This is a genomic window from Dielma fastidiosa, from assembly GCF_000313565.1.
Classification (GTDB): Bacteria; Bacillota_I; Bacilli_A; order Erysipelotrichales; family Erysipelotrichaceae; genus Dielma; species Dielma fastidiosa.
Genome location: NZ_HE578923.1, coordinates 308,599 through 333,776 on the forward strand (window position 1 = coordinate 308,599; position 25,178 = coordinate 333,776).

The window sequence follows — 25,178 nt, forward strand, 5'->3', positions numbered from 1 at the left end:
AAGAAAAGCCGGACATGACTGTATGTTCGGCTTTTAATCAAGGTATGTATGAATTTCTTGTGAATCAGTTTCTTCAAGAATAAGCTGTCGCAGCTGATCAATCAAAGCTTCTGATTTATGAGCATGATATTGATCATAGAGCGCAAGTGCTTCTTGACTTGGGTTAAGATAATAGAAGCGGAATACTTTATGAATCCGCCGTGATTTCTCACTTTTTGATATAGTGTTGAATAAACGCATAATAACCTCCTATTGTATAACAAGTCTGACAAGATTAATTAGAACTTATAAATATATTCTAACATAGGTACACTATACTTGTAAATGAAATGAGGATGGCCTATGGAAGATCATGGAAAAATTATCATTAAATTAGATGCTTTATTAAAAGCTTCTGGTTTGAGTAAGAATAAGTTGAGTCATCGTGCTGAAATGCAGCGTTCTCAGATTAATAATTATTGTCAAAATAGGATTACGCGCCTTGATATAGATGTGTTAGCTAGAATATGTAATACGCTTGGCTGCACTTTGAATGATTTGTTGGAGTATATTCCGCCTGAGAATGAAGAAGATAAATAAAAGATACCCGCTGGCAGGCGGGTATTTGTGTTAAATAGAGGCTATTTATCAAATGCAGGGTTATAAGCGTAATAATTTGTGCAGTCGAGATCATTTCTGACAAATTCAAGAGCTTCACCAAAACGTTGATAGTGTACGATTTCACGCTGACGAAGGAATTCGATTGGTTTGCGTACATCTTCATCTTTAATTAAACGAAGCAGATTTTCATAAGTTGTACGTGCTTTTTGCTCGGCAGCCATGTCTTCATGCAAATCAGTGACAGGATCACCTTTGGATTGGAAATAATGACATACAAAGGCATCTCCAGCCGCAGAAACAGGGTAAACACCTGCTGTATGATCAACATAATAAGCTTCAAAGTCAGTGCCCTTAATGTCTTTCATTGATAAATTGCTGGTTAATTGTCTTACAATAGCGCTGATGATTTCCATGTGTGCTAGTTCGTACGCACATTGAGGGTAGACATATGCTTAAATTTTAAATGTTTTTAATGTATTCTTCCAAGCTGTTTAAATCAAGCTCATACACGTTGTGTTTACCTTCCTTTTTACAAGCAATAAATATGCTTTGCGATAGTTTTGCAATCAATGCATTCACCGTAGCAGTGCTGATCTCCATGGTTTCCGCAATGTCCCTGCGAGTGATGTGTCCTTCACCAAATAAAGCATCCTGTACTAAGATAAACAGCAGTGCTTGTTCTTTTTTGTTTAAACGTGAAGAATGCAGCAAATCATTATAGTATTTAAGTTTTATATTTAATGTATCCAACCGTTGGTAAATGTCTAAAGCCGCTTTATTAATTAGATTTAGAAACATAGCTACAAAAGGGGTAAGATCTCCTTTATCCTTTTGGTCATTGCATGTATCAAATGCATTGTAGTAATCATTTTTATTATCTTTAATAATATATGAAAGCCGTAAAGCTAATAAAATATTCAATTCTGATTTTAGGAAATAACTGCTTATAAAACGGCTTGTTCTGCCATTGCCGTCATAGAAGGGATGAACATAACCAAATAAATAATGAAAAATAGCTGTTGATATCAATGTGGGTATTTGATCATCATCGAATAATTCCAAACCTTTATTTAGCATTTCAATAATATTAGCTTCAGGAAGAATTCCTCTATGCTTTTCTTTTTGGGTGCTTGAATAAACGGATACAGCTTCTTTACGGAATATCTGTCCATCAGGTTTGTTTATGTGATCAATTTCTGCTAAGACGATGTCATCATAGAGGTTTCTGATTTCTTGACAATTTTTAATTGATAAATGTTCATCATTCATTAACTTTACATATTTTTTCGCTAATCCTTCAAATCGAATTGCTTTATTGTTTGTCGGATTATTAGCGATGCTGATTGCTGATTCAACTTCTTTTTTTGTGCTTCTAATACCTTCAATTTCATTAGTAATCATGATTTCCTCGACTAATGCTTTATTAATGAAGTTATTGATTGCGATAGAAGGTAAGGAAGCACATTGGTTATCAATGAGTGCTGAGTGTTTGTAAATGCTGATGAGAACTTTAGTAGTTTCAGGGATATTCACAAAAAAGGCGGGATTATTATGAATTGAAAAAGGCAGCAAGATGGTAGCAGCACTTGTCAGTCTATGCTGATAATAATCATTATATTTCTCGGGTTTTTTATAATAAATAGCTGATAGCAGTTCATATTCCATAAATAATCTCTCCTTTTTATAGGTAACTACCTATATTATATCCAATAACTATAAAAATAACTATAATTTTTATAGTTATTAAAGAAAAAAACTATTTATAAATAAAAATATTATGATTATTTGATTAGTTTAATCTTTGGGCAGTATGAGAGGATATATCTTAAGCGTGAAATTAGCTTCTGTCTGATTTTTTTTCATGCGTGTATCTTTACTATAAGATACGTGGTCAAGGATTTCTTTTAGCAGATTATTTCTGATAGCAGGATCATCAATAGCCCAGTAGATATCAATGAGTTTTTCTACTTTTGGTAAAGCAGCTGAGCGATGTTTAATCTCTTCCTTTTCTTTCTTTATTTCTGAAGCAAGTTGTTCCTGTTGGATTTGAAGTTGCTGTATCTTATCTGACAAGGTATTGAAACGCTCTGAAAATTTCTCAATCGAATAGATGCCTTGTTCAAGTAAATCGTAGGTTTTATCCATTTGGGTGCAGGCAATTTTCAAATCATTATCAATAGCTGTAAGTTGTTTAATCTTTAATGAAAGGGTATTTGTTGGTGATACAGTAAGATTATCAGAGGTAACTTTTACATCTTTCACCCATTCTTTTAAGGCAGCTATCAGTGTTTGTTCAACAAGCTCTAAGGAAGCACCAATATTATCGCAATCTTTCTGCCGACAGATAAGCATGCTTGGTTTATTCACATAAGGTCGGCGTACCATTTTATGTCCGCATTTGGCGCAAACAATAATTGAAGCGAGAGGATTCTGTATATTTTGTGAACGATTGACAGGCGTAGTGTAATCTGATTTTTTATTCACTTGATGAAAAAGCTGTTCATCAATAATAGCCGGATGCAGCCCTTTTACTAATAGTGGATGATGATTGCGCGGCCGTGTTTTTTTTACGGAACCATTAATTGATTTTTTTACTTGAGCGCGTGTCTGCCATTTAGTCATGCCAATGTAGACGGGATTGATTAGAATATTGCGTATCGATGATTCTGACCAATGATTGTTCTTTCTTGGCTTGATACCAAGCTGATCAAGCCGCTGAGCAATTAAGGCAGGTCCAAGCTGTTCACCATTTTTACCTGCATACCACTCAAAAATCAATTTGACCGCTTCAGCTTCCTGTAAATCAGGCTGCAGGGTGAAGCCTTTATCATTTTCAAGTTTGATGCGCTTGTAGCCAAAGGGCGGTATACTGCCGACATATTTACCTTCATTAATTGAGGCATTGCGGCCGCGCTGAAGCCGGCGGTTAATCGTTTTATATTCTCGGCGGCTCATGAATAGACCAAACTCAAAGTATTCTTCATCAAATTCATTATTTGGATCATAGGTTTTCATGGGTGTGATAATTTTGGTATCAGAAAATTTGAAAGCTTGTGCAACTATACCTTGATCAATTGTATCACCACGTGCTAAACGTTCGACTTCCATGACTAAGACGCCTGACCAGATACCTTGTTCCACTTCGTGAAGGAGCTGCTGCATCATCGGTCTGGCAGCAAGGGTCTCACCGGATACTACCTCGCGATAAATCGTTAAGACATTCAAATTATGCTGTTCAGCCAGTTTTAAGAGCGCTTGTTCATGTCTGGCTAGTGTTTCACCTTCGCCGCGTGCTTCAGCTTCTTGATCACTTCTTGATTTTCGAAGATATAGGCAATACTGTTCCACATCATCACTTCCTTATAGTATCTTATGAAATGTATTATCAGATGTTGATAATGCATTGAAGAGCTAATTGCTCCTGTCACAAGATGCAGCAAAGCCCATACAATAAAGCAGGTGATAAAATGAAAGTTAAAGAATTTGATTTAGGGTCGATACATGTTGAATTTTATGATGATAATTGTGTGGATCGCGATAAATCAGAGGCCATCTATAAAGGTTTTGCAAAATATTTATTTTATATAAATAAAGAGTGCCAGGCACTTAATACAAAAAAAGAGCAAGGTGATAATTATTAATGTTGATATTGTGAATTTGTAGAAATATTTTGTATATTGTAAGGAAATAGAGAATGAAAAATTTATTTGAAAAAGCAGACCCGGTCATTGTTAAGACTGGGTTTATTGGTTTTATGACGATTATAGCAGCGCAGCTAGGAATCCTGTTTCCTGTGCTTGTGCTGCTTTTATTATGCATTATATCACCGGTATCATATCAGTCGGCTATCACGGTAAAATCAAGTCCTCCGTGGGTTTGTGGGGGATCGTAAAGAAGCTGCTTTATGCCGTCATAGTTGCGGTAGCCATTGTCTGTGATTGGGTGATTATTAATGTAGCAGAACAAGTTGGAATCATCATACCAGCTGATACATTCTTCGGCTTGCTAGTGAGTCTTTGGCTGATCTTCAACGAACTGATCAGTATTCTGGAAAACCTGATCGAGATGGAAATGACACTGCCGGGCTTCCTGATCGCATTGGTCGATAAGTTTAAGCATCTCATTGAGATCAGGATCAGCAGCTGTTGACGCTGTAAACGTTAAGGATAAAGAAAATGAATAAATCAAAACCGTGGAGTCATCCGCCGTAACCTAGAAATATCCTGATAATTCTCGTATACTTATAGTAACGAGGTGGGATATTATGAAAAAAATACTAACAAGTTTCTTATTGATGGCAATGATAGCAGGATGTGTTCAGCAAGGCCCGACGGAGGCAGCGAAGCCAGAAGAACCGCCGGTTGTTGAACAGCCTGAAAAGCCTGTGGAACAGGAGAAGCCGGAAGAAATTAAGTATGTTAAAAAAATTGATGAAAATAAGGATTGGGTGTATTTTGATGAGCCGCTGGTTTATAACTATGAACTTTCAGATTATGAAGCAATGGCAGTTACTTACTACAATGAAAACAACATGTTAAATATAGAAATGCCAATTATTAATATTGACTTATCTAACATCAAAACGTTAAATCAATCAATTACAAACCAATTGTACAAAGCATATGAGACAGTATCATACTATGATAATAAAAAGACAGTTGCAACATATGCAATGTCACGCACCAGATACTATATTGCTGATGATATACTTTCAGTAGAAACTAGAACAGTGCTCATTTATGGTGAGGAGGAAGTTCAAATTAATGTTTATAATATTGATTTGACTACTGGAGAAATTCTTAGAAATGCCGATTTATTATCAAGATATGATTTAGATTTTGCAAAAGTTGAAAAACAGCTTGTTCAAGCATTAAGTGACCAAAACATCTCTATTTGTGAACTTCACGAAGGATACAGTCAGGTTATTGATCGCCCTTGTTATTTTGATGATGCAATCAAGATTGATGAGAAATCATTGTTGATGCTGAATAATCAAAATCAGTTAGTATGCATTATGAAAAATTATTATTGTGAAGATAACACACAAGGTTATCCTTATGCTAAAACAGAAACTGAACTAATAATCAAGTCTTTATAGACTTGCGGAGGAGTAATATGAAACATTATACAAAATTAAAAGATAGTCAAGGCAACGAAATTAGTTTGTTTCCATTAGAAGTTGCTAATATCAGTAGAGATCAGCATCCATCGCTAGTCTGTTTCCATCCAGATACTTTTACACCATTTTCGTAATAATACCATTCTGAACCGTCAGCAATCCACCCATTCCATCCACCTGCGTATTCTACATAACCATAATCAGGTGAGTTGCCTGATTCTGTATCATTTATGTAAAAAACATTATTCAATTTAATTGATCCAGTCATATAATAATAGTCATCATTATTATATTGAGAGGATTGACCTGAAGTATTCAAGCACTCGCCAGAATTATTGAACGCATAATATTTACCATTATACAAAATTTGACAGTTTTTGGCCATCTTACCATCCGAAAGTACATAATAAATATTTTCGATCCAAGTGCTCGTAGCCATTTGACCTGCGTTTGAACCAGAAGGTAATACAACTACATATCCAATTAAATCTTAATCTAAAAATTGGCTTACTCTCTTAATTGAGGGTAAGCCGTTTTTATTTTAAGTATGATCCTTATAAATTTTTGTATTAAAGGGAATATTCTGAATTGTTTGATTCTTTTGTCTCAGTCAGGTACAGAAAATCACATGTTTCAGATTTATAAACATACAAAACATTGATTAAAAAGTGTCAATATCTTATAATAAATTTAACAATCAGGGGGAAATATGAAGAAACATTGGCATTATATAGATTTTTTGCGAGTTTTAGCTTGCTTTTTAGTTATTGCTAATCATACGGTGAAGGATTCATTTATCGGGTATAATATGGATTTCTCCGCAACATTAGGAATGGCTTATCTTACCTTCAGTAAAATTGCCGTACCTATTTTTTTAATGATCAGCGGTGCTTTATTATTTGAGCGGGAAGAAGATTATCTCAGTGTATGGAAAAAAAGAATTCTGCCGTTGGCGGCTGTCATTATTTTATTTAGTCTATTTGTTTATATTTTTATTGAAAAAAGAGAATTTTCTTTAATTTCATGGGTTGCTTCAATGATTCATGAACCGGCCTTTGTGGCATATTGGTATCTGTATACCTTGATGGGGATTTATGTCATGCTTCCCATTCTTCAAAAATTAGTGCATGCATTAAAAGAGACTGATTTTAAATATCTTCTTACGATATGGTTTGTGATTATGGCATGTCTGCCGTTTTTAGGCGCATGGCATTTATTCCCCTTTGTCTCACCCTATTTTGTGCTGCCGGTTTTAACCCCTGAGATTGGCTTTTTATTTTTAGGCTACTATTTAACACATATCCAAGAAAATCGAAAATCAATTCGTTTCTATGCTATTGTATTATGCGTTACAATGATTCTTTGTTACTTCTACAATATATTTGAAACAAAACACTTTGGATCTTTTACTTTACTTCTCGACAGAGCGTGTGTTTGGTCCAGCGTTATACTTGCCATCTGTGTTTTTCAAATTGTCTATCAATTATACGAAACAAAAACGTTATCCATTAAATTTAATCAGATTATGTACTATATAGGTGAAACTACCTTTGGCATTTATTTAATTCATGGTATAACCTTATGGCTATGTATCCCCATTCAAACTTACTTATTAAACATCGGAAACCGTTTACTTGGGGTGGTGCTTTACAGCTTTGTAATTTTTGCTTTTAGTTACATCTTAGTTCGCTTATTAGCTATTATACCTTTATTTAAACGGCTTTTTCATGTTCGCGGTTCTCGAAGGTTACTTGAAAATGAGTAACTTTAAATGATTATATAGATTATCCTATTGATTAACACAGGCTCACTCCTTAACTAAGGGTGAGTCTTACTATTTTATAATGAACAATAATATACAGCCAGTGTATTAAGCTTATATTACTTCCACCATCCATGCGCGTATTCTTCAGTACCAATGTCAGTCAGCAACGCTGCTACATTAGGATACGGCATTGCATACCGCTGATTCAGATAACGCAAAGATGCACCTAATTCACCATCAGGTCCGCCAAGCTGCGAAATAATCATTTTTGCTAATTTAGGATCCGTATGCTTTATTTCGACCGGATACTGTAATCGTTTTTCATATCTCCACATATTACTCTTGTCCTTCCCATGGCCAAGGGCTCTGTGCCCATTCCCACTCATACTGATTTTCATTACCCTTATTGCTGATTGGTGCGCAATGTCTTTCATATAATGCCATACACTTATCTAATTCACATTTAATGCGATGATAATATCTCAGCGCACGGCAGTCACATGGATGCATATCCAGATACAGAGTTACTTCCTGTAAGGCAAAATCTAAATGCTGAATCCGCTTTTTCAATTCACGGCAGCGGCGGCATTGTTCTTCAGAAGGCTTGCATCCGCAATCAGGACGATGTGGTCTGCGTACTTCATCATACCATGTTGAGTCGCTGTCAGCAGCATCAACATCACAGTTATATTCGTTATCACAGCTAGTTTGGCAGCCATTATTGCATCCGCAATTATTGTTGCAGCCATTATTACAGCCACAGCTGCATCCGCAATTGTTATTGCACCCGCAGTCATTGCCGCAAGGATCACAGCAGTTGTCAGTGCATCCGCAGCCACAGTTTGAATCACAGCATTGGTTATTGCAAGGATCACAGTCGCAGCAAGGATCACAGCATTGATTATTGCAAGGATCACAATCACATCCGCAGTTTGTGTCACAGCAATTATTACAGCCATCATCACATCCGCAGCCATAATCATCATTATGATAATCGCTGCAGCCATTATTATAATCACAGCATCCGTTGTTATAGTCGCCGCCGTCACATCCGCAGCCCATCATACGATCATCCATTGTGAAATCAAACAAACGATCTTCTTTACAATTTCTATTTCCCATTGCAGCCGCAGCCTCCAATCTTATAACCTTTAAACGGTTTATCCAAATCATTGAATAAAGTACCTCTCTGTAAAGCTACTTCGGACTTATAAATACGGCGCCAAGGTTGTTTTCTGACATAAGCCATTGCCATCGGACGTCCATCGCATACTCTACCTCGATAATTGTTCATAGTATTCATCCTTTCTGAGTCTAACCTCACTCTAACATATGGAACTCTAAGTATTGCGAATGGGGAGATACCTATATTTATCAATTTTAAGTATTTTATTTAGATGAATTTTTGCTATAATTGTAACAAAAGTGAAGACTTGGAGTGAGTGCATGGAAAAGCGGAATGAATTTATATCAGGATTAAAAGATGGACTGCCTATCTGTCTGGGTTATATCTCAGTCTCCTTTGCCTTTGGGATGCTGGCGCGTCAGAGCGGGATGCCAATTTGGACAGCAGTGCTGATGTCGATGAGCAATGTTACAAGTGCCGGACAGTTTGCCGGATTAACCTTAATCTTAAATCAGGGAACCTACCTTGAATTAGCTATGACAACGCTGATCATTAATCTTCGTTATTCATTAATGTCCTTGTCACTTTCCCAAAAAATTGGTGAGCATATCACTACCGGGAAACGAGCTGCCATTTCCTTTGGCGTTACCGATGAAATATTTGCGGTCAGCATGCAGCGCCGTGAAAAGCTGACACCTGCTTATTTTGCCGGCGTTATTCTAATTCCTTATCTTGGCTGGGCGGCGGGAACCTTTCTGGGTGCCTATGCCAGCAACATGATGAGTCCCGCGTTATCCAGCGCCTTGGGCATTGCTATCTACGGCATGTTTTTAGCAATTATTATACCGCCCTGTGAAAGCATGAAATCAATTCGTTACGTCTTGATTATTGCTATTGCCTTAAGCTTAGCCTTCCGCTTCCTGCCTTTCTTGAATCAGATTACCAGCGGCTGGGTGATTATCATCGTAACCATAACCGCATCGGCATTGGCAGCACTTCGTTATCCAATCAGTCAGGAGGAAGCTCATGAATAGAATTTTGATCAGTATTGCCATCATGGCAGTTACAACTTATCTGATCCGCATGCTGCCGATGGTCTTATGCCGGAAAAAGATTGAAAATCAATTCATTCAATCCTTCTTGTATTATGTGCCCTATGCTGTTTTAGCGGCAATGACATTCCCGGATATTTTCACCTCTACCCGCTCCTTAGCATCGGCAAGTGCCGGCTGTCTGGCGGCATTGTGGCTTGCGTATAAAAAGCGCGGTCTGCTGATCGTTGCGATTGGGGCAGTCATTACGGTATATCTTGCTGAATGGCTGATAGGAATTTAAAGAAACAAGCGCATTTCTTTAAAATATTGTATAATACTATAAAGGGGAGATTTATATGCAGCGTTTCAAAATGAATGATGAAATTAATTTTGATGAAGTAGTTGATTTATATAAAATGGCAGGCTGGCAGGAATACTGCAAAAATCTTGAAAATCTGCGTTTTAGCTTTAATAATTCACAGGTCAAGCTGGCCGTTTATCAGGATCATCACTGTGTGGGCTTTCTGCGGGCGTTAACGGATTATACGTCGATCTTTTTGATTCAGGATCTCTTGGTTCATCCGCTGTATCAAAACCGCGGCATCGGTTCTCAGCTGTTAGCTAAGATCGATGAAATGTATCCGCGGATTCGTCAGAAACAGCTGCTTTGTGATGCGGTAATGGAACTGAAAAAATTCTATGAAAAGAATGGCTATGTGGAAGTGGGCAGTTATAATATGTGCAGTTACATAAAGCTTAAATAAATAAAGCTGAATGGAACCAATGATTGGAGGCAGATCATTATGGGGTCATTTATTGAATTTAAGGATGTAAAGAAAATTTATAAGATGGGTGAGGTTGAAATCCCTGCCCTTGCCGGTGTTGATTTTCAGATTGAAAAAGGTGAATTTGTCGTTATTGCCGGTGCCAGCGGGGCGGGTAAATCAACGATTTTGAATATTTTAGGCGGTATGGATTCACCTACAAGCGGTGAAATCATCGTTGATGGCGCGAAAATCAGTGATTTTAACGCGAAAAAATTAACAACCTATCGACGCTATGATATCGGTTTTGTATTCCAATTTTATAATTTGGTACAAAATCTGACGGTTGTTGAGAATGTGGAATTAGCTACAGAAATCTGCCATGATCCGCTGGATGTATTAGAAACGGTAACTAATGTTGGTTTGTATGACCGTCGTGACAATTTTCCGGCTCAGCTTTCCGGCGGTGAACAGCAGCGAGTTGCCATTGCCCGTGCTTTAGCGAAGAATCCAAAGCTTTTGCTTTGTGATGAGCCTACCGGCGCGCTTGATTATAATACCGGCAAAGCTATTTTAAAGCTGCTTCAGGATACGTGCAGGCAGCAGAATATGACCGTTATTGTTATTACTCATAACTTGGCTCTCGCGCCGATGGGAGATAAAGTAATACGAGTAAAGAGCGGCCGTATCGCATCCATTACGGAAAATGAAACGCCGACACCGGTAGAAAGCATAGAGTGGTAAACAATGAGAATGCTGATTAAGGATACGCTGAGGGAAATTCGCAAGAGCCTTGGCCGTTTCTTTTCAATCTTTGCCATAGTTGCCATCGGTGTTGCTTTTTTTGCTGGTGTAAAAGCCAGTGCGCCAATCATGAAGAGTACCGCCGACAGTTATTTTGATGACTATAATTTGATGGATATCCGTCTTTTGTCTACCTTGGGTTTTACTGAAGATGATGTCAAGGAAATACGCGCAATTCCCGGAGTAAAGGGACTTTTTGCCACGCATACATTAGATGTATTAGTTAAACAGAATACTCAGGAATATGTAATGAAGGTGTTGACGCTGCCGGATAATCTTGATCCCAATAATCCTGATTATATGAATCAGGCTGTATTGATTGAAGGCAGACTTCCTGAAAATGAAAATGAGTGTGTGATTGAGGCAGGCAAGATTTCGCATTTTGATGCGGATATCGGTACGGTGCTGACTTTAAACAGCGGTAATGATGATGAACTGTCAGATAGTTTGAAGACTACGGAATTTACGGTTGTAGGTAAAGTAAATAATCCTTATTATCTCTCTTATCAAAAAGGCAGCTCCAATATCGGCAGCGGTACGATTTCAGGTTATTTGATGATACCGGAAAGTGCTTTTGATCAGGATATTTATACGGATATTTACTTAACGATTGATAATGTTAAGGAATTGAATTCTTATGATGATGATTATTTTGATGTGATTGATCCTATTACTGATCAGTTGGAAGCATTAGGTAAAATTCGTTCTAAGATCCGCAGCGAGGATGTAAAAAACAGTGCTTATCATGCCTATGTGGATGGCTGGAATGCTTTTTATACTTCTAAGAATGAGGCGGATCAGCAGTTAGCTGAGGCACAGAAGACCTTAGACCGCAGCTTTGTGGATCTGATGCAGGGCGGGGCGGATCTTGATCAGCAGAAACGTGATTTTGATCTTCAGATTGCACAGGCAAAGCGGCAGCTTCGAGATGGCCGGATGCAGATTGCGAATGCCTGGAGCAGCTATGATCAGCAGGTGCTGGCTTTTGAAAAACAGAAAAGTGAGGCACTGGCTCAAATTCAGGACGCGCTGGATCAGGTTGATGAGGCCAAGGCTAAGCGTCAGGAATTAGTAGGAAATCAGGAACAGCTAAAACTCGCTTTAAGTAATCCAGCTATGTCAGAGGTTGAAAAACAGATGGCGATGGCACAGTTAGAACAGGTGGAAGCGGGAATCGCGAAAATCGATGAATCATTAGCTGATTTAGAAATTCCAGTTGATGAAGTAATGAGTCAGCTCAATGTTGGGGAGCAGCAGCTGATGGCCGGCAAGGCTGAGATTCAGCAGAATGAAGCGGCCTTGGATCAAACGGAAAAGGATTTGAATAAACAGATTGATGACGCGAATCAGCAGTTTAGGGATGCTCAGCAAACCCTTGATGATGGCTGGGCAGCTTATGATAAGGGTGTCGATGAGCTGGCGAAAAACCGCCGCATCACGGATGAACAGCTGTTGGATGCGATGGAAGAATTGGAAAATGCGGAAGCGGATATCCTTGAAATTGAAGACTGTGAGTGGTATGTATTGGATCGTGAATCGCATTATTCTTATATGGACTATGGCTCAGCAGCCGATCGCATGGGCGCGATTGCCGAGGTTTTCCCGTTATTCTTCTTCTTAGTCGCCGCGTTAATCTGTCTGACAACGATGACTCGTATGGTTGATGAGCAGCGGGGAACAATTGGTACGTTAAAGGCGCTTGGTTACAGCAAAGTGAAAATCGCGGTTAAATATCTCTGTTATGCTTTCTTATCCAGCTTTGGCGGCAGTGTTGTCGGTGTATTGATTGGTTTTGCGGTTTTCCCTACGGTTATTTATACAGCATGGAACATCATGTATGAATTGCCGCCGGTGCAGCTACAGTTTATCCCATCCTTTGCCTTGCAGGCATCTTTAGCGGCGATTTTAATCACCTTGGGAGCGACGATTGCGGCCGTGTATAAAGAATTAATGGAAACACCAGCTTTACTGATGCGGCCTAAAGCACCAAAAAACGGCAAGCGGGTTTTCCTTGAACGTATCCCTTTAATCTGGAAGCATCTTTCTTTCTCCAAGAAGGTTACAGTGCGTAATTTAATTCGGTATAAGAAGCGTTTCTTTATGACGGTGATTGGCATCTCAGGCTGTACCGCATTATTAGTGGCCGGCTTTGGTATTCAGGATTCAATCGGTGATATCGTTCCGAAACAGTTTGAAGAAATTCAGAATTATCAAGTTAATATTGAATTTGAAAAGAATTTAAATGTGGTTGAAAAGGAAGACATTATGAAAACCGTTGAACAATTCAGCCATGTGAGTGATACGATGGAAATCGCCCAATACAATGGTACTATAGATGTCAAAGGTAAGGAGCAAAGCGTTACGATCATTGTTCCTACCGATGTTGATAAGTTTAAGGAGTTTGTCAGCCTGCGTACAAGACGGAGCCATACCCCCGTTGAAATTACGGATGACGGAGCTGTTATCAGTGAAAAGCTGGCCAATGACTTAGGCGTAGGTATCGGCGATTTAATTGAATGCGAAAACAGTGATGATCTAGTCAAGAAAATTAAAGTTGTCGGCATTGTAGAGAATTATGTTGGTCATTATCTTTATATGTCTGAGGCAAGTTATAAAGCAACCTATGGCTTTACCAGCAAGGCTACGAATCTGTTTGTGAAAACGGACAGTACAGAAAGTCAGGTTGAAGAAAATCTCGGCAATCATATCACTAAAATAGATGGCGTATCGAGTGTTGTATTCTATTCCGGTACGGCTGATTCTTTTGCGGATACGATTAAGAGTCTTGGTTTTGTCGTTGTCGTGCTGGTCATTTCAGCGGCATTATTGGCCTTCGTTGTGCTTTACAATTTAACAAATGTAAATATCTCTGAGCGGATTCGCGAAATCGCGACGATTAAAGTTCTGGGCTTCTATGACAATGAAGTATCCTCTTATGTATTCCGTGAAAATCTGATTTTGAGTTTTATCGGCGCATTAGCCGGTTTAGCGCTGGGCACCTTGCTGCATCGCTTGATCATGAGTATTGCGGAACTGGATTCAGTCATGTTTGGCCGAACGATTCTGCTTCAGTCCTATGTCCTTTCAGTAATTATCACGATGTTCTTCTCATGGCTGGTAGCGAAAGTCATGCATCATAAACTGAAAACAATTCCGATGGTAGAATCATTAAAATCAGTTGAATAATTGAAAGACGGGCAGCCGTCTTTCAATTCTTTAGGCATCAAAATGTTAACTTCATGCTAACTATGATACACTTTGCTTAAACAAGGAGGAAAGGCAATGAATTATTTATTTGGCGGCTATCCAAGTGTTCCAACCACAGGTATTGTGGCAGCGGGTTTAGATCATGGCCGTTTCAGTAAGCCGCAGACGCTGATTAAGGCTGATTACACAACGTATTTTGATTCATATAATCATGTGCTGGCTACTATTCAAAAGACAGCGGGAAAGGGCGGCATAGGTCTTTATGATCATAATGGCAAGCTGCTCCAGGAAATTCAGGAGTCAGAAAAACCAGCATGTTATCTGTGTTTCTCACATGATGGCAGACATTTGGTAACTACCAATTATCATGAGGGAACAGCCCATATTTATGCGTATGACGGACAATTAACATTAGTAAAACGACTGGTATTTGGCGATGGGGCAAAGATGCACTGCGCTTGGTTTGATAAGGCTGATCAGCGCTTGATTTTATCGGCGCTTGGTTTGGATCAGCTGATTGTGCTGGATCATGAATTGAATGAGCTGAAACGAATTGATTTCCCTAAGGGCAGCGGTGTAAGACATCTTGTATCCGATGCACAGGATCATTATTTATACGCGGTTAGTGAATTAAGCAATGAAATCTTTGTGATTGATTTGAGTGATTTAAGTATTGTCCAGCAGCTTTCCATGCTGATGGATGAAACACAGTCATCAGCAGGTGCTGCCATCAGATTGTCAAAGGATGGCCGCCATCTCTATGCATCTACCCGCGGCCAGGATTTGATCGTACACTTTCATGTGATGAAAAATGGTCAGCTGGAGCTGAATGAAATCTATCACTGCAATCATCAAACACCGCGCGATTTTCTGCTGAGTGAGGATGAAAAATATATGCTGATCGCTTATCAGGACAGTGACTGCATCGACAGTGTAGCGCTGAATGCTGACATGGCCTTGCGGGAAACGGTGGATACGCTGAAGCTGCCTAAAATCGTATGTATTAAAGCGTTCCCTCAATAGGATGTAAATGGTATTAAAAAAGCTGAGCAATCAAGATAATTCTTGACGCTCAGTTTTTATTTGCTTTGAATCTTATTAATATTTTTTAATTCAATGGCAATAGTGCCGTCTGGGTTATTGATGATCTCTACTAAATCTTTTTGACTCAGACATTCAATGGGAATAATTACTTCAATGCCGCTGTCAGTTTTAAAACGCTGAACCTTCATCTGCTTGGTCTGTTTCACATTTTCAACCTGAATCTTTGGCTTGATGCCCTGTTCTAAGACTTCCTGTTTAAAATCATCCTGAATCATCCGCCGTTCAGGGAATAATTCAACAGCCATTTCCTGAATATCAATTTCTACATTGCTGTCCAGTGATTCCTTAATCAGCTGTTTCATTTTAGGCAGAATTGCCACCTCATCTAATTCATATTTATCAATCATTGTTTCACATTTCTTCTGCAGCACCTTGCTTGATTCCTGATAAGACGGCACTGCGTCACAATCCAATACTAAGCGGGTATAAAAATATACTTTTTCGGCATCTATTTCACTCTTGTTTTCAACGACTTGAATTGTCATATCCGAATATTCAATCAGCACCACCGCGTCTCTTTTCATGATATTAGTTGAAAATAATGTTTTATGACGAATGATTTCATTGACGATGCGATCCGCTTCCTGTCTGACATTATGGGTAATGCCTTCGTTATAGCTATTATCCAAAAGGGCTAAAAAACGCCGGCCATCGATTAATACATTGGCACAGATAAAGTCGCAGGGCTGAAACAATCCGTATTTCATTTTTTTCTCAAAGATAATTTCGCCAATCAGTCTGGACAATTCCACAAAGCTGCACTGTCCGCCCAGGTAATCATCAATTCCTTGTTTAATTGAACTGTTTGCCTTGAAATAACCATGCTGGATATTGTTGCTGGTAAAGGCCTTCTGAATTTTATTTTGCAGGAGCTTTTCAATCTCCGGTTCCATTTCCGGTATCGTTTCTTCCGCGAATACACAAAGATTCTTTTCTGTATCCAGTACATGCAGGATACATTCATTCATTTCAATCATTGGCTGTCCCTCTTTCATGCAAGTACGCATATTATATCATTTACATGCTGTCAATGTCAGTAAATAATCAAATTTGATGGCTGTTAATTATTTGACAAATCGTTAAATTGACTTCAAATATAGTGTATAATATGCGATAATCTATATAGTGAATGCAATCGTTCATCGGAGGCAGCTTATGCGGGAGAAGTCTTCTAAAATATATATTAATGTCATAGCAGCTTTGATTATCATCATTTTTTTTGCTGCTTTTTTTACTTATCAGCTGCATGAAAACGCTCAGGAAAGTATCTTCAATACAATGACGGAAATTTCCCATCAAAGTGTAAAAGTGGTTCAAAAAGAGGTTGAAAAGAATCAGCATGTCATGGCAAACATCGCGGCCTCTCTTTATGCGGATAATGAAAAAGATCCTATGCAAATAATAGCCCAATTAAGGGTGCTGGATGATCTTAATGGTTTTAAGCGTATGGGCGTCATATTAGATAATCATGAGGGTTATGCCAGTGATGACAGTCAATTTCTTTTAAATGATGAGCAGCTGCAGCGTTTTGAAAAGGCTCAGCACGGCATCATCTCTATTTCCGATAATCTGCTTGATTTGGTTGATCAGCAGCCGGTTACCCTGTATACCGCTCCGATAGAATATAAGGACGGAACGCAGTATGTATTGTTTGGCACCTATGCTGCCCAAACCTATCAGCCGCTGCTCTCAGTTACCACGTTTGACGGACAGGGCTTTAGTGTGATCATGAAGCAGGATGGCAGTCAAATTATTGGCTCGGCGAATCAAGAGGGAACTTGTGAGCAGAATTTTTATGATGAGATTTTATCCTTGTCTAAGGATAATCAGTCAACGGTGGATGAATTAAAGCAGGCAATCAGTGCTGGTCAGAGCGGCTTTACAAGCTATGCGTGTAAAAAGGATATCCGTTATATCTATTATGAACCTTTAGCGGTTAATGACTGGTATTTATTGAGTATTATACCTAACGTCGTGATTACGAAAAGTATTGGCAAGACTGTCACTTTAGCTTATTCTATGCTTGCCCTTTGTCTGATTGTATTAGCCTATTCATTGCTGAGGGTTATTTTTATTGACCGCCGGCACCGCCGGATGCTTGAGCGGATCGCATGGGTTGATACGGTGACTGATTTTGATTCCTTTGAGAAATTTAAAATGGATGCGTCTAAGAAGCTGGACAATGATCCTTCATTATACGCGATGATTGCGTTGAATATAAATAAATTTCAATATATTAATGATTTATTTGGTTATGAAGAGGGGAATCGGGTACTGAAGAAAGTAGCGCAATGTCTCGTTCAGCGCTTGGGCAGGAATGAATATTTTGCCCGTATTCAGGCTGATCATTTTATCGTTTTACTGACGTATTCGGATACTGCGCAGCTTTCATTGCGGATTCTTGATATCATGAACAGCATACAGGATGTTGTAAGCAGTACAGAAGGTGAGATGCAGTATCAGATTCAGATGAATGCCGGGGTTTATCTTATTACAGATCATCATGAACAGATCAATACAATGATTGACTGCGCGGCGCTGGCTTTGCGAAAAGATTTTCAGAAGAAATATGAAGCCTGTGCTTTTTATGATGACGCGCTGCGGGAGCAGATATTTAAAAATAAGGAAATTGAGGACATGTTTTTGCCGGCGTTAAAGAATCAGCAATTCAGTGTCGTTTATCAGCCGAAATATAATGTGCAGACACAGCGCTATGAGGGCAGTGAAGCGTTGGTACGCTGGTATTATAAGGAAGACTGTATGATTTCACCGGCATATTTTGTGCCTATTCTTGAGCGCAATGGTTCAATTATTGAGCTGGATGAATATGTTTTAACACAAGTATGCATTCAGTTAAGAAGCTGGCTGGATGCCGGCTATGAATTGACACCGGTATCAGTCAATGCTTCTCAGCTGCATCTTTATCGTGTGGATTTCTTTACGTCCTATATGGAAATCATTGACCGTTATCAAATTCCGCATGAATTAATTGAAATTGAAATGACGGAAACCGCGCTTTATGAAAATGAAGCAAAGGCTTCTGAAATTTTGAATCAATTCAGGCATGCGGGGATTAAAATCCTTTTGGATGATTTTGGTTCTGGTTATTCATCGATTACATTGCTTAGAAATATGCCGATCGATGAATTGAAAATTGATAAAAAGATGCTGAATGATTTGCTTGTCAGTGATAAGGCAAGACAGATTTTAGCGGGTGTTATAGTTTTAGCAAAGACCATTGAGCTGAAAGTAACGGTTGAAGGTGTCGAGGCATATGATGAATATGAAGCTGTCAGTTTAATGGGTATTGATAAGATTCAGGGTTTCTATTGTGCGCGGCCGATGAAGGCAGATGAATATGAAAAGCGCTATTTAATTAAAGCGTAAGCCTGATTAAGGATTGCTGTTTTATTCATGGCAGGCAGATGTCCCTGAATTCCAATTTCAAAATCTAAGGCTTGCAGAAATTTTATCATCGCTTGAAGCTTGCTTTGGTCGACATTCATCTGGTGATAGTAATCTTCGCAGATGGCGTCACCGATAAACAGCACCTTGGCTTGGGGCACATAAATAAATACACTGTCATCGCTGTGGGGTGAGGGAACGTGAAACAGCTGGACATGGCTATTGCCTTGGTCTAGCGTCATGCTGGATGAAAAGGATATATCAGCCATTTTTAGCTTTATCTCATTCAGGTCGTTATATTCAATCTTTAAATGATCATCGACAAAGGGGATTTCTTCTTGGGAAATCAGTCTTTCCTGCATCTTCAGGATTCCACTGCCATTTCATCATGCGTTCAAGTTCACGGTTAGTCAGCGTATGAGCAATCGTAAGACCTTGGACGGCATGCATACCAAAAGTATGATCCCAATGCCAATGGGTAAGAATCGTGAAGGTAGGGAGCGGCAGCTGACGTTCTTTTAAGAGGGCATAGGCTTCCTTTACATGTTGAGCGCTGGTTCCGGCGTCTACCATTACTGAAAAGTTTGAACCCTTAATATAACCTAATGATGGACGATCTCTTTTCGTCTCATAGGTTGTTGAATAAATGTACTCTGAATGTTGAATAAGTTCCATGGCAGACTCCTTAGTTTATGATTGGTACCATTCTATCATAGAATCAATGCTTTCGCTCAATCATTTAGTAATTAAAATAATCATATCTATTTAATGAGGCAGGTGACTGCCTTTTATGATGCAAATAGAAATTTAATTAGGTACCTTGACAATATTAAAGAATTGGTGTAATCTATATTCGTAAGGTACCTAATTATATAGGCGATGAAAGGAGATATGAATGAATAAAGAAAATTTAGAGAGATGTACACAATGTCCCAATGAGTGTTTAAGGGATGAATTAAAATGCGGACGAGGCAGAAAGTTTTTTAATGAGACAAGTCAGGATGAGGGTAAGAAACACCATGATCATCACGGCCAGAAAGATCTGACGCATTTATTAATGCGCTGCGGTTATATTCTAGAACGCAAAACCAATCGGCGCGGACAAAGCAGGATCTTAAAGCTGCTGGCAGAGAATGAACTGCTGAGCCAAAAGGAGCTGCAGCAGAAGCTTGAAATTGAAGCCGGATCATTAAGCGAAACGATTGCCAAGCTGGAAGCAAGGGGATTGATCCTTCGTGAAAAGGATGAACAGGATAAGCGGCGTATGCTGGTAAGGCTCAGTGAACAAGGTCAGCTTGCTGCCAGTCAGGAAACTATTGAAGATCCTGATGCCATCTATGATGTTTTAAGTGATGAGGAGAAAGCTGAGCTTCAGGCTATTTTAATCAAGCTGACAGATAAATGGAGTTTTGATTATCATGGAACTAAGGATCATCACCGGCATCATAAATCAAAAGAGAGAAGCGGTTTAAATGAAAGAAAAGAATAAGCTGTTTGCTTATTTTAAGCCTTATTGGGGGCTGGCATTGCTTGCCCCTTTGTTGATGATCGGCGAAGTGATTATGGACTTGATTCAGCCGCAGCTGATGAGTCAGATTATTGATCAGGGCGTTCTTGGTTTAGCTAATAACCATATTCCTGATTTCAATATTATTTTAAACACCGGCTTTAAAATGATTTTATATGTAATCATCGGCGGCTTTCTCGGTGTTATGTGCGCGGTAACAGCAAATCTATGCGCGCAGAATTTCTGTAATGATCTGCGTAAGGATGCTTTTAAAAGCATTATGTCATTATCCTTAGAACAAAGTGAACAATTTACCTGCGGTTCATTAATCACAAGAGTTACTAATGATATTACCCAGATTCAAAATCTAGCCAATACGTTGATGCGCGGTCTGAGCCGTACCTTAGTGATGTTTATCGGCGGTATTGTCTGTATGTTTTTATTGGATGTAAAGTTTGGTTTAGTGATTACAGCGGCGCTGCCCTTAGTATTTGTTATCGTAATCGTGGTAATCAAAAAGGTAGGTCCGCTGTTTTCAATCCTGCAGAAAAAGCTGGATCGGGTGAATAACATCATACAGGAAAGTATTGCTGGTCTGCGGGTAGTAAAGGCATATGTGCGTGAAGATTATGAAAAAGAGCGCTTCGCGGCTGCGAATAATGACATGGTTGACACACAATTAAACGTATTGTTGATTTTCTCGATTCTGAGCCCGCTGATGAATATTATTTTAAACTGTGTAGTTGTTGCGGTAATTAAGGTTGGCGGCCTGGAGGTACAGGCAGGACTTGCGTCACCCGGTAATATTGTGGCTGCGATTACCTATGTATCACAGATTTTAAATGGCATTCTGCGTTTAGTGATGATTTTTCAGACAATGACCAGAGGTGTGGCTTCAATTCATCGTGTGGAAGAAGTTTTGACATGCGAGCCAATCATCACGGACGGACAGGCACAATGCGATCTGAATGCAGGCGGCATAGAATTCAAGCATGTATCCTTCGCATATCCCAATAGCCGGGAAATGGTGCTTCATGATCTGAATCTATGTATCCAACCGGGAGAAACCTTGGGTATTCTGGGAGCTACCGGCAGCGGCAAATCCAGCTTAGTCAACCTAATACCGCGTTTTTATGATGTGAATGAGGGCGAGGTTTTGGTTGATGGCATAAATGTGAAAGATTATCCGCTGGATAAGCTTCGCGGCAAAGTCGCCATTGCCCTTCAGAAAAGTGAATTGTTTACAACTTCAATTAAAGAAAATATCGCATGGGGGAATCCTGAGGCCAGTGATGAAGAAATTATTCAGGCTGCGGCTGCTGCACAGGCATTTGAATTTATAGAAAATACACCGGATGGGTTTGAGACTATGGTCACTGAGCAGGGAATGAGCTTATCCGGCGGTCAGAAGCAGCGTCTTGCCATCAGCCGTGCTATTTTGAAAAATGCGCCAATTTTGATCCTTGATGATGCTACCAGTGCGCTTGATTTAAAAACCGAGGCTAATCTGTATCAGGCTTTAAATAAACATTATAACCGAATGACTAAAATCATCATTGCACAGCGTATTACTTCTGTACAGGGAGCTGACCGTATTGCGTTGATTGAAAATGGAACACTGGCAGCCTGTGATACTCATGAGAAATTGTTAAAGGAGAATCAGCTTTATCAGGATATTTATAACTCTCAGCTGAAGGGAGGCACATTTTGTGAATAAAACAGAAACCAAAACCGGATTTGAGAAATTACAAAAACCGTCACGGATGCGAACGGTACTCGAGGTTGAGAAGCCAAAAGAATCAAAACAGACTTTTAAACGTTTGCTGCAATATTTTGTTGATGAGCGAAAATTATTAATTGGTTTATTACTGGCTGTAACGATGGGGGTATTATGTAATGTATATGCGCCTAAGCTGCAAAGTCAAGCCATTGATTCGATTACTCAGGGAGCTTTTGGTGTGCTTACTCAGCGTCTTGGACTGATGCTGGCTATTTATCTGATTTATGGTTTGACATCTTTATTTCAGAGCCGGCTGAGCGCACATTTGAGTCAGCGTGTAGTTAAAACGATGCGTAAAGATTTATTTGATAAAATTATCGACTTGCCGATTAAATATGTTGATCAGCACGCGCATGGCGATCTTATGAGCCGCATGACCAATGATGTAGAAAATATTTCTGATACCATATCGCAATCACTGAGTTCATTAGTTGCGGGGATACTGACAATCATCGGTACGGTTGTGATGATGTTCAGCTTAAGCTGGCAGCTGACATTGCTTTCCTGTACAACGGTGTTATTAACGGTTCTGGTTACCAAAAAGCTGGCTGGCTGGATGCGCCGTTTTTATCGTCAAAAACAAATTCTGCTGGGGCGTCTCAACGCGCAGATTGAGGAGCATGTCATCGGCTATCAGACAGTCGTGGCTTATAATCGTCAGCCTCAGATTGTTGAAGACTTTTCCTTAACGGCCGATGCCCTAACTAAAACCAGTATTCGTTCGGATATTTTAAGCGGGTTAATGGGGCCGGCGATGAATGTTATCAATAATATCGGTTTTGTGATAATCGCAGTTTGCGGCGGCTATTTCGCAATTCATGGCATGATATCGATCGGTGTTATTTCCGCATTTATTGTTTATGCCCGGCAATTTGGCAGACCCATCAATGAACTGGCTCAAATCTACGGTCAGATTGAAACAGCGCTGGCGGGAGCTGAACGGGTGTTTGCAATTCTGGATGAAACAAGTGAGTCGAGCGAAGGAAGCTGTCAAGTACCGTTATCTGAAGGCAGAATCCAATTTGAAAATGTTGATTTTTCCTATATACCAGAAAAACAAGTGCTTTATGATTTTAGCTTGGAGATTCGCTCAGGCCATAAGGTTGCTCTTGTTGGTGCTACCGGCAGCGGTAAAACAACAGTAGTGAATCTTTTAATGCGTTTTTATGATATTGACAGCGGCCGGATTTTGATTGACGGCACAGATATCAGGGATATTGAAAGAGATACACTGCGCAAAGACATTGCCATCGTGCTGCAGGATACAGTATTATTCACTGATACGATCCGCAATAATCTTAAGTATTCGAACCCAAGCGCTGATGATGAGCAAATGCGTAAAGCAGCCCGGCTGAGCTATTGCGACAAACTGATCAGTCAGCTGCCAAGGGGATATGATACACTGCTGAGCAGTTCAGGCAACAATCTATCCCAAGGTCAGCGGCAGCTGCTGGCAATCGGCAGGGCATTTTTGGCAGATCCCAAAATATTGATTCTTGATGAGGCAACCTCTAGTGTGGATACTCGAACTGAGAAGCATATTCAAGATGCGATGATTAATTTAATGAAGGATCGGACAAGTTTAATCATTGCGCATCGGCTGTCAACGATTCAGGATGCGGATTGCATCGTAGTAATGGATCAGGGCCGCATTGCTGAACAAGGCAGTCATGATGAGCTGCTGGCAAAGAAGGGAAAGTATTATGAGCTTTATAATACTCAGTTTGAGGGTAAGGCAATCTGATTAAATTTCTGTTTTCGGCAGAAATTTTTTCTATTTAACAGCAGAAAATATCATGAAGTCTCTGTATTCCTTTGGTAAAATAGAAATATCAAGGAAAGTGGAGGATTAAACAATGGAACCGATAGAAACACGCACCTATAATTTACGCGGCAGCCATTATGCGATTGGCTATCAATTAGGCAAGCAGGCAGCCAGTAATGAATACTTAAAAGCAAAATATGTAGTAAAGGCAGCCGTTGATCAAAAGCAAATTCGTGAGACAAATGCTTTGCTTGAACGCTGGTGTCCGGGTCTTACTGAAGAGATACAGGGCTTTGCCGACGCATTAAATGTTCACTTAGAAGCATTGGTTTTCTATACTATGACTTGTTATGTGCCAAACTGCAGTCATATAGCACTGCTTTCAAATAAGACGGATATGAAGCAGCCGCTTTTAGCACGTAATTATGAATTTTCAAATGAATTAGAAGATTTTTGTCTTATGCGGACTGAAGCCGAAGGCAAGTATACACATATTGGTACATCTATGTTACAATTTGGTCGAGATGATGGCTTCAATGAGCATGGTCTTGCGGTGACAATCAGTTCATGCGGTATGCCGGTTGTGAATCTAGCGCATATGCGAAAGCCTCAGTTTAACGGTTTACAGTATTGGGTAGTTGTCCGGGCGCTGTTAGAAAACTGCAAAAATGTAGAAGAAGCATTAGCTTATATCAAAGAGATGCCAATTGTCTTTAATATGAATATGATCTTACTCGATAAAACAGATCATGCGGCGCTTGTGCAAACCATGGATGGGAAAATTGCTTATCGTCAAATTGATGCTGACAGTCATGAAGAAATGCTGCATGCGACCAATCATACGGTTTTGCCTCAATTCATGCACATAGAAAATCAGGCGTTTCCACACAGCATCACTCGATATCACTTTATTGAAAATGAGTTAAAGGATAAGCGGCATATAACCAAAGCTCAATTAAAAGACATGCTGTTAACTAAATATCCCCAAGGCTTATGTTTTCATAATTATGCAGAAAATTTCGGCACAACCAAAAGTATGATACTTGCTCCGCGGGAAGGAACGATTGAAATTTGCTGGGGAGGCCAAGCAAAGAATTGCTGGCAGATTTATGATATTGCAAAGCCTATGGCAACAACACTCACAGAGATGCAAATTGAAATTGATCCGTTGCCTTAGGGACTGATTGAAATTCGTTAG

Annotated in this window: 25 protein-coding genes and 2 pseudogenes; 16 read left to right on the plus strand and 11 right to left on the minus strand. The window is 39.4% G+C overall.

Annotated elements, in window-relative coordinates:
* Positions 1-33 precede the first annotated feature (33 nt).
* Positions 34-240, minus strand: coding sequence for a hypothetical protein (locus DAHG_RS01805; protein ID WP_022936608.1), 207 nt, complete (start codon positions 238-240; stop codon positions 34-36).
* Positions 241-342: 102 nt separating this feature from the next.
* Here DAHG_RS01805 and DAHG_RS01810 point away from each other — a divergent pair, with 102 nt between their 5' ends.
* Positions 343-579: a helix-turn-helix domain-containing protein gene (locus DAHG_RS01810; protein ID WP_022936609.1), complete on the plus strand. Its 237-nt coding sequence runs from the start codon at positions 343-345 to the stop codon at positions 577-579.
* Between the two features lie 41 nt (positions 580-620).
* Here DAHG_RS01810 and DAHG_RS18450 read toward each other — a convergent pair.
* The 3 genes and pseudogenes from DAHG_RS18450 to DAHG_RS01825 all read right to left on the minus strand — a co-directional run.
* Positions 621-1,019, minus strand: a pseudogene (locus DAHG_RS18450) (manganese catalase family protein); the annotation flags it as partial.
* Between the two features lie 40 nt (positions 1,020-1,059).
* Complete coding sequence (locus tag DAHG_RS18455; protein ID WP_161650493.1) at positions 1,060-2,001, minus strand: Fic family protein; 942 nt, start codon at positions 1,999-2,001, stop codon at positions 1,060-1,062.
* 393 nt (positions 2,002-2,394) lie between these two features.
* Positions 2,395-3,948, minus strand: a complete 1,554-nt coding sequence (locus DAHG_RS01825) for a recombinase family protein (protein WP_022936612.1) — start codon at positions 3,946-3,948, stop codon at positions 2,395-2,397.
* Between the two features lie 119 nt (positions 3,949-4,067).
* On the opposite strand from DAHG_RS01825, the gene DAHG_RS21075 reads away from it, so the two are divergent.
* From DAHG_RS21075 to DAHG_RS01840, 3 genes and pseudogenes are all read left to right on the plus strand, one after another.
* Positions 4,068-4,241 (plus strand): hypothetical protein, encoded by a 174-nt coding sequence (locus tag DAHG_RS21075; protein ID WP_022936613.1) that lies wholly within the window; start codon positions 4,068-4,070, stop codon positions 4,239-4,241.
* Between the two features lie 163 nt (positions 4,242-4,404).
* Positions 4,405-4,749: pseudogene (locus tag DAHG_RS18460) on the plus strand (phage holin family protein); the annotation flags it as partial.
* Between the two features lie 115 nt (positions 4,750-4,864).
* Positions 4,865-5,698: an LptM family lipoprotein gene (locus tag DAHG_RS01840; protein WP_022936615.1), complete on the plus strand. Its 834-nt coding sequence runs from the start codon at positions 4,865-4,867 to the stop codon at positions 5,696-5,698.
* Between the two features lie 100 nt (positions 5,699-5,798).
* On the opposite strand, the gene DAHG_RS01845 is transcribed toward DAHG_RS01840, so the two are convergent.
* On the minus strand, positions 5,799-6,158 hold the full coding sequence (locus tag DAHG_RS01845; RefSeq protein WP_022936616.1) for a hypothetical protein: 360 nt from the start codon (positions 6,156-6,158) through the stop codon (positions 5,799-5,801).
* Positions 6,159-6,428: 270 nt separating this feature from the next.
* On the opposite strand from DAHG_RS01845, the gene DAHG_RS01850 reads away from it, so the two are divergent.
* Positions 6,429-7,484: an acyltransferase gene (locus tag DAHG_RS01850; RefSeq protein WP_022936617.1), complete on the plus strand. Its 1,056-nt coding sequence runs from the start codon at positions 6,429-6,431 to the stop codon at positions 7,482-7,484.
* A 116-nt stretch (positions 7,485-7,600) separates the two neighbouring features.
* Here DAHG_RS01850 and DAHG_RS01855 read toward each other — a convergent pair whose 3' ends face one another.
* Genes DAHG_RS01855 through DAHG_RS18465 form a run of 3 tightly spaced genes read right to left on the minus strand, consistent with a single transcriptional unit; the run spans position 7,601 to position 8,778 of the window.
* Positions 7,601-7,819: a manganese catalase family protein gene (locus tag DAHG_RS01855; RefSeq protein WP_022936618.1), complete on the minus strand. Its 219-nt coding sequence runs from the start codon at positions 7,817-7,819 to the stop codon at positions 7,601-7,603.
* Position 7,820: 1 nt separating this feature from the next.
* Positions 7,821-8,606, minus strand: coding sequence for a spore coat protein CotJB (locus tag DAHG_RS21960; protein ID WP_022936619.1), 786 nt, complete (start codon positions 8,604-8,606; stop codon positions 7,821-7,823).
* Complete coding sequence (locus DAHG_RS18465; RefSeq protein ID WP_022936620.1) at positions 8,596-8,778, minus strand: spore coat associated protein CotJA; 183 nt, start codon at positions 8,776-8,778, stop codon at positions 8,596-8,598. Before DAHG_RS18465 ends, DAHG_RS21960 begins: the two co-directional genes overlap by 11 nt.
* A gap of 152 nt (positions 8,779-8,930) precedes the next feature.
* Between DAHG_RS18465 and DAHG_RS01870 the strand changes: the two genes are divergently transcribed.
* The 6 genes from DAHG_RS01870 (at position 8,931) to DAHG_RS01895 (ending at position 15,442) form a co-directional block, all read left to right on the plus strand.
* Positions 8,931-9,644, plus strand: a complete 714-nt coding sequence (locus DAHG_RS01870; protein ID WP_022936621.1) for an AzlC family ABC transporter permease — start codon at positions 8,931-8,933, stop codon at positions 9,642-9,644.
* The gene (locus tag DAHG_RS01875) at positions 9,637-9,945 is read left to right on the plus strand and encodes an AzlD domain-containing protein (protein ID WP_022936622.1); all 309 of its coding nucleotides are present in this window, start codon (positions 9,637-9,639) and stop codon (positions 9,943-9,945) included. Before DAHG_RS01870 ends, DAHG_RS01875 begins: the two co-directional genes overlap by 8 nt.
* Positions 9,946-10,000: 55 nt before the next feature.
* The gene (locus tag DAHG_RS01880) at positions 10,001-10,408 is read left to right on the plus strand and encodes a GNAT family N-acetyltransferase (protein WP_022936623.1); all 408 of its coding nucleotides are present in this window, start codon (positions 10,001-10,003) and stop codon (positions 10,406-10,408) included.
* Positions 10,409-10,447: 39 nt separating this feature from the next.
* The gene (locus DAHG_RS01885) at positions 10,448-11,152 is read left to right on the plus strand and encodes an ABC transporter ATP-binding protein (RefSeq protein ID WP_022936624.1); all 705 of its coding nucleotides are present in this window, start codon (positions 10,448-10,450) and stop codon (positions 11,150-11,152) included.
* Between the two features lie 3 nt (positions 11,153-11,155).
* Complete coding sequence (locus DAHG_RS01890) at positions 11,156-14,398, plus strand: ABC transporter permease (RefSeq protein ID WP_022936625.1); 3,243 nt, start codon at positions 11,156-11,158, stop codon at positions 14,396-14,398.
* 96 nt (positions 14,399-14,494) lie between these two features.
* Positions 14,495-15,442, plus strand: coding sequence for a beta-propeller fold lactonase family protein (locus DAHG_RS01895; protein ID WP_022936626.1), 948 nt, complete (start codon positions 14,495-14,497; stop codon positions 15,440-15,442).
* 56 nt (positions 15,443-15,498) lie between these two features.
* Here DAHG_RS01895 and DAHG_RS01900 read toward each other — a convergent pair whose 3' ends face one another.
* The gene (locus tag DAHG_RS01900; protein ID WP_022936627.1) at positions 15,499-16,500 is read right to left on the minus strand and encodes a nucleoid-associated protein; all 1,002 of its coding nucleotides are present in this window, start codon (positions 16,498-16,500) and stop codon (positions 15,499-15,501) included.
* 178 nt (positions 16,501-16,678) lie between these two features.
* On the opposite strand from DAHG_RS01900, the gene DAHG_RS01905 reads away from it, so the two are divergent.
* Positions 16,679-18,910 carry an EAL domain-containing protein gene (locus DAHG_RS01905; protein WP_022936628.1) on the plus strand — a complete coding sequence of 744 codons (2,232 nt, stop codon included), beginning with the start codon at positions 16,679-16,681 and terminating at the stop codon, positions 18,908-18,910.
* Here the strand turns inward: DAHG_RS01905 and DAHG_RS20365 are convergent.
* Together DAHG_RS20365 and DAHG_RS20370 are read right to left on the minus strand one after the other, a co-directional pair.
* Positions 18,892-19,290 (minus strand): MBL fold metallo-hydrolase, encoded by a 399-nt coding sequence (locus DAHG_RS20365; protein WP_146211885.1) that lies wholly within the window; start codon positions 19,288-19,290, stop codon positions 18,892-18,894. The genes DAHG_RS01905 and DAHG_RS20365 overlap by 19 nt on opposite strands.
* Positions 19,244-19,603, minus strand: a complete 360-nt coding sequence (locus DAHG_RS20370) for an MBL fold metallo-hydrolase (protein WP_022936630.1) — start codon at positions 19,601-19,603, stop codon at positions 19,244-19,246. Before DAHG_RS20370 ends, DAHG_RS20365 begins: the two co-directional genes overlap by 47 nt.
* Before the next feature lie 220 nt (positions 19,604-19,823).
* Here DAHG_RS20370 and DAHG_RS18475 point away from each other — a divergent pair, with 220 nt between their 5' ends.
* The 4 genes from DAHG_RS18475 to DAHG_RS01930 all read left to right on the plus strand — a co-directional run bounded on the left by DAHG_RS18475 (position 19,824) and on the right by DAHG_RS01930 (position 25,157).
* The gene (locus DAHG_RS18475) at positions 19,824-20,417 is read left to right on the plus strand and encodes a MarR family winged helix-turn-helix transcriptional regulator (RefSeq protein ID WP_022936631.1); all 594 of its coding nucleotides are present in this window, start codon (positions 19,824-19,826) and stop codon (positions 20,415-20,417) included.
* Complete coding sequence (locus DAHG_RS01920) at positions 20,401-22,152, plus strand: ABC transporter ATP-binding protein (RefSeq protein ID WP_022936632.1); 1,752 nt, start codon at positions 20,401-20,403, stop codon at positions 22,150-22,152. Before DAHG_RS18475 ends, DAHG_RS01920 begins: the two co-directional genes overlap by 17 nt.
* Positions 22,145-23,959, plus strand: coding sequence for an ABC transporter ATP-binding protein (locus DAHG_RS01925; protein ID WP_022936633.1), 1,815 nt, complete (start codon positions 22,145-22,147; stop codon positions 23,957-23,959). Before DAHG_RS01920 ends, DAHG_RS01925 begins: the two co-directional genes overlap by 8 nt.
* 112 nt (positions 23,960-24,071) lie before the next feature.
* Positions 24,072-25,157, plus strand: coding sequence for a C45 family autoproteolytic acyltransferase/hydolase (locus tag DAHG_RS01930; protein WP_022936634.1), 1,086 nt, complete (start codon positions 24,072-24,074; stop codon positions 25,155-25,157).
* The last annotated feature ends 21 nt before the right edge of the window (positions 25,158-25,178 follow it).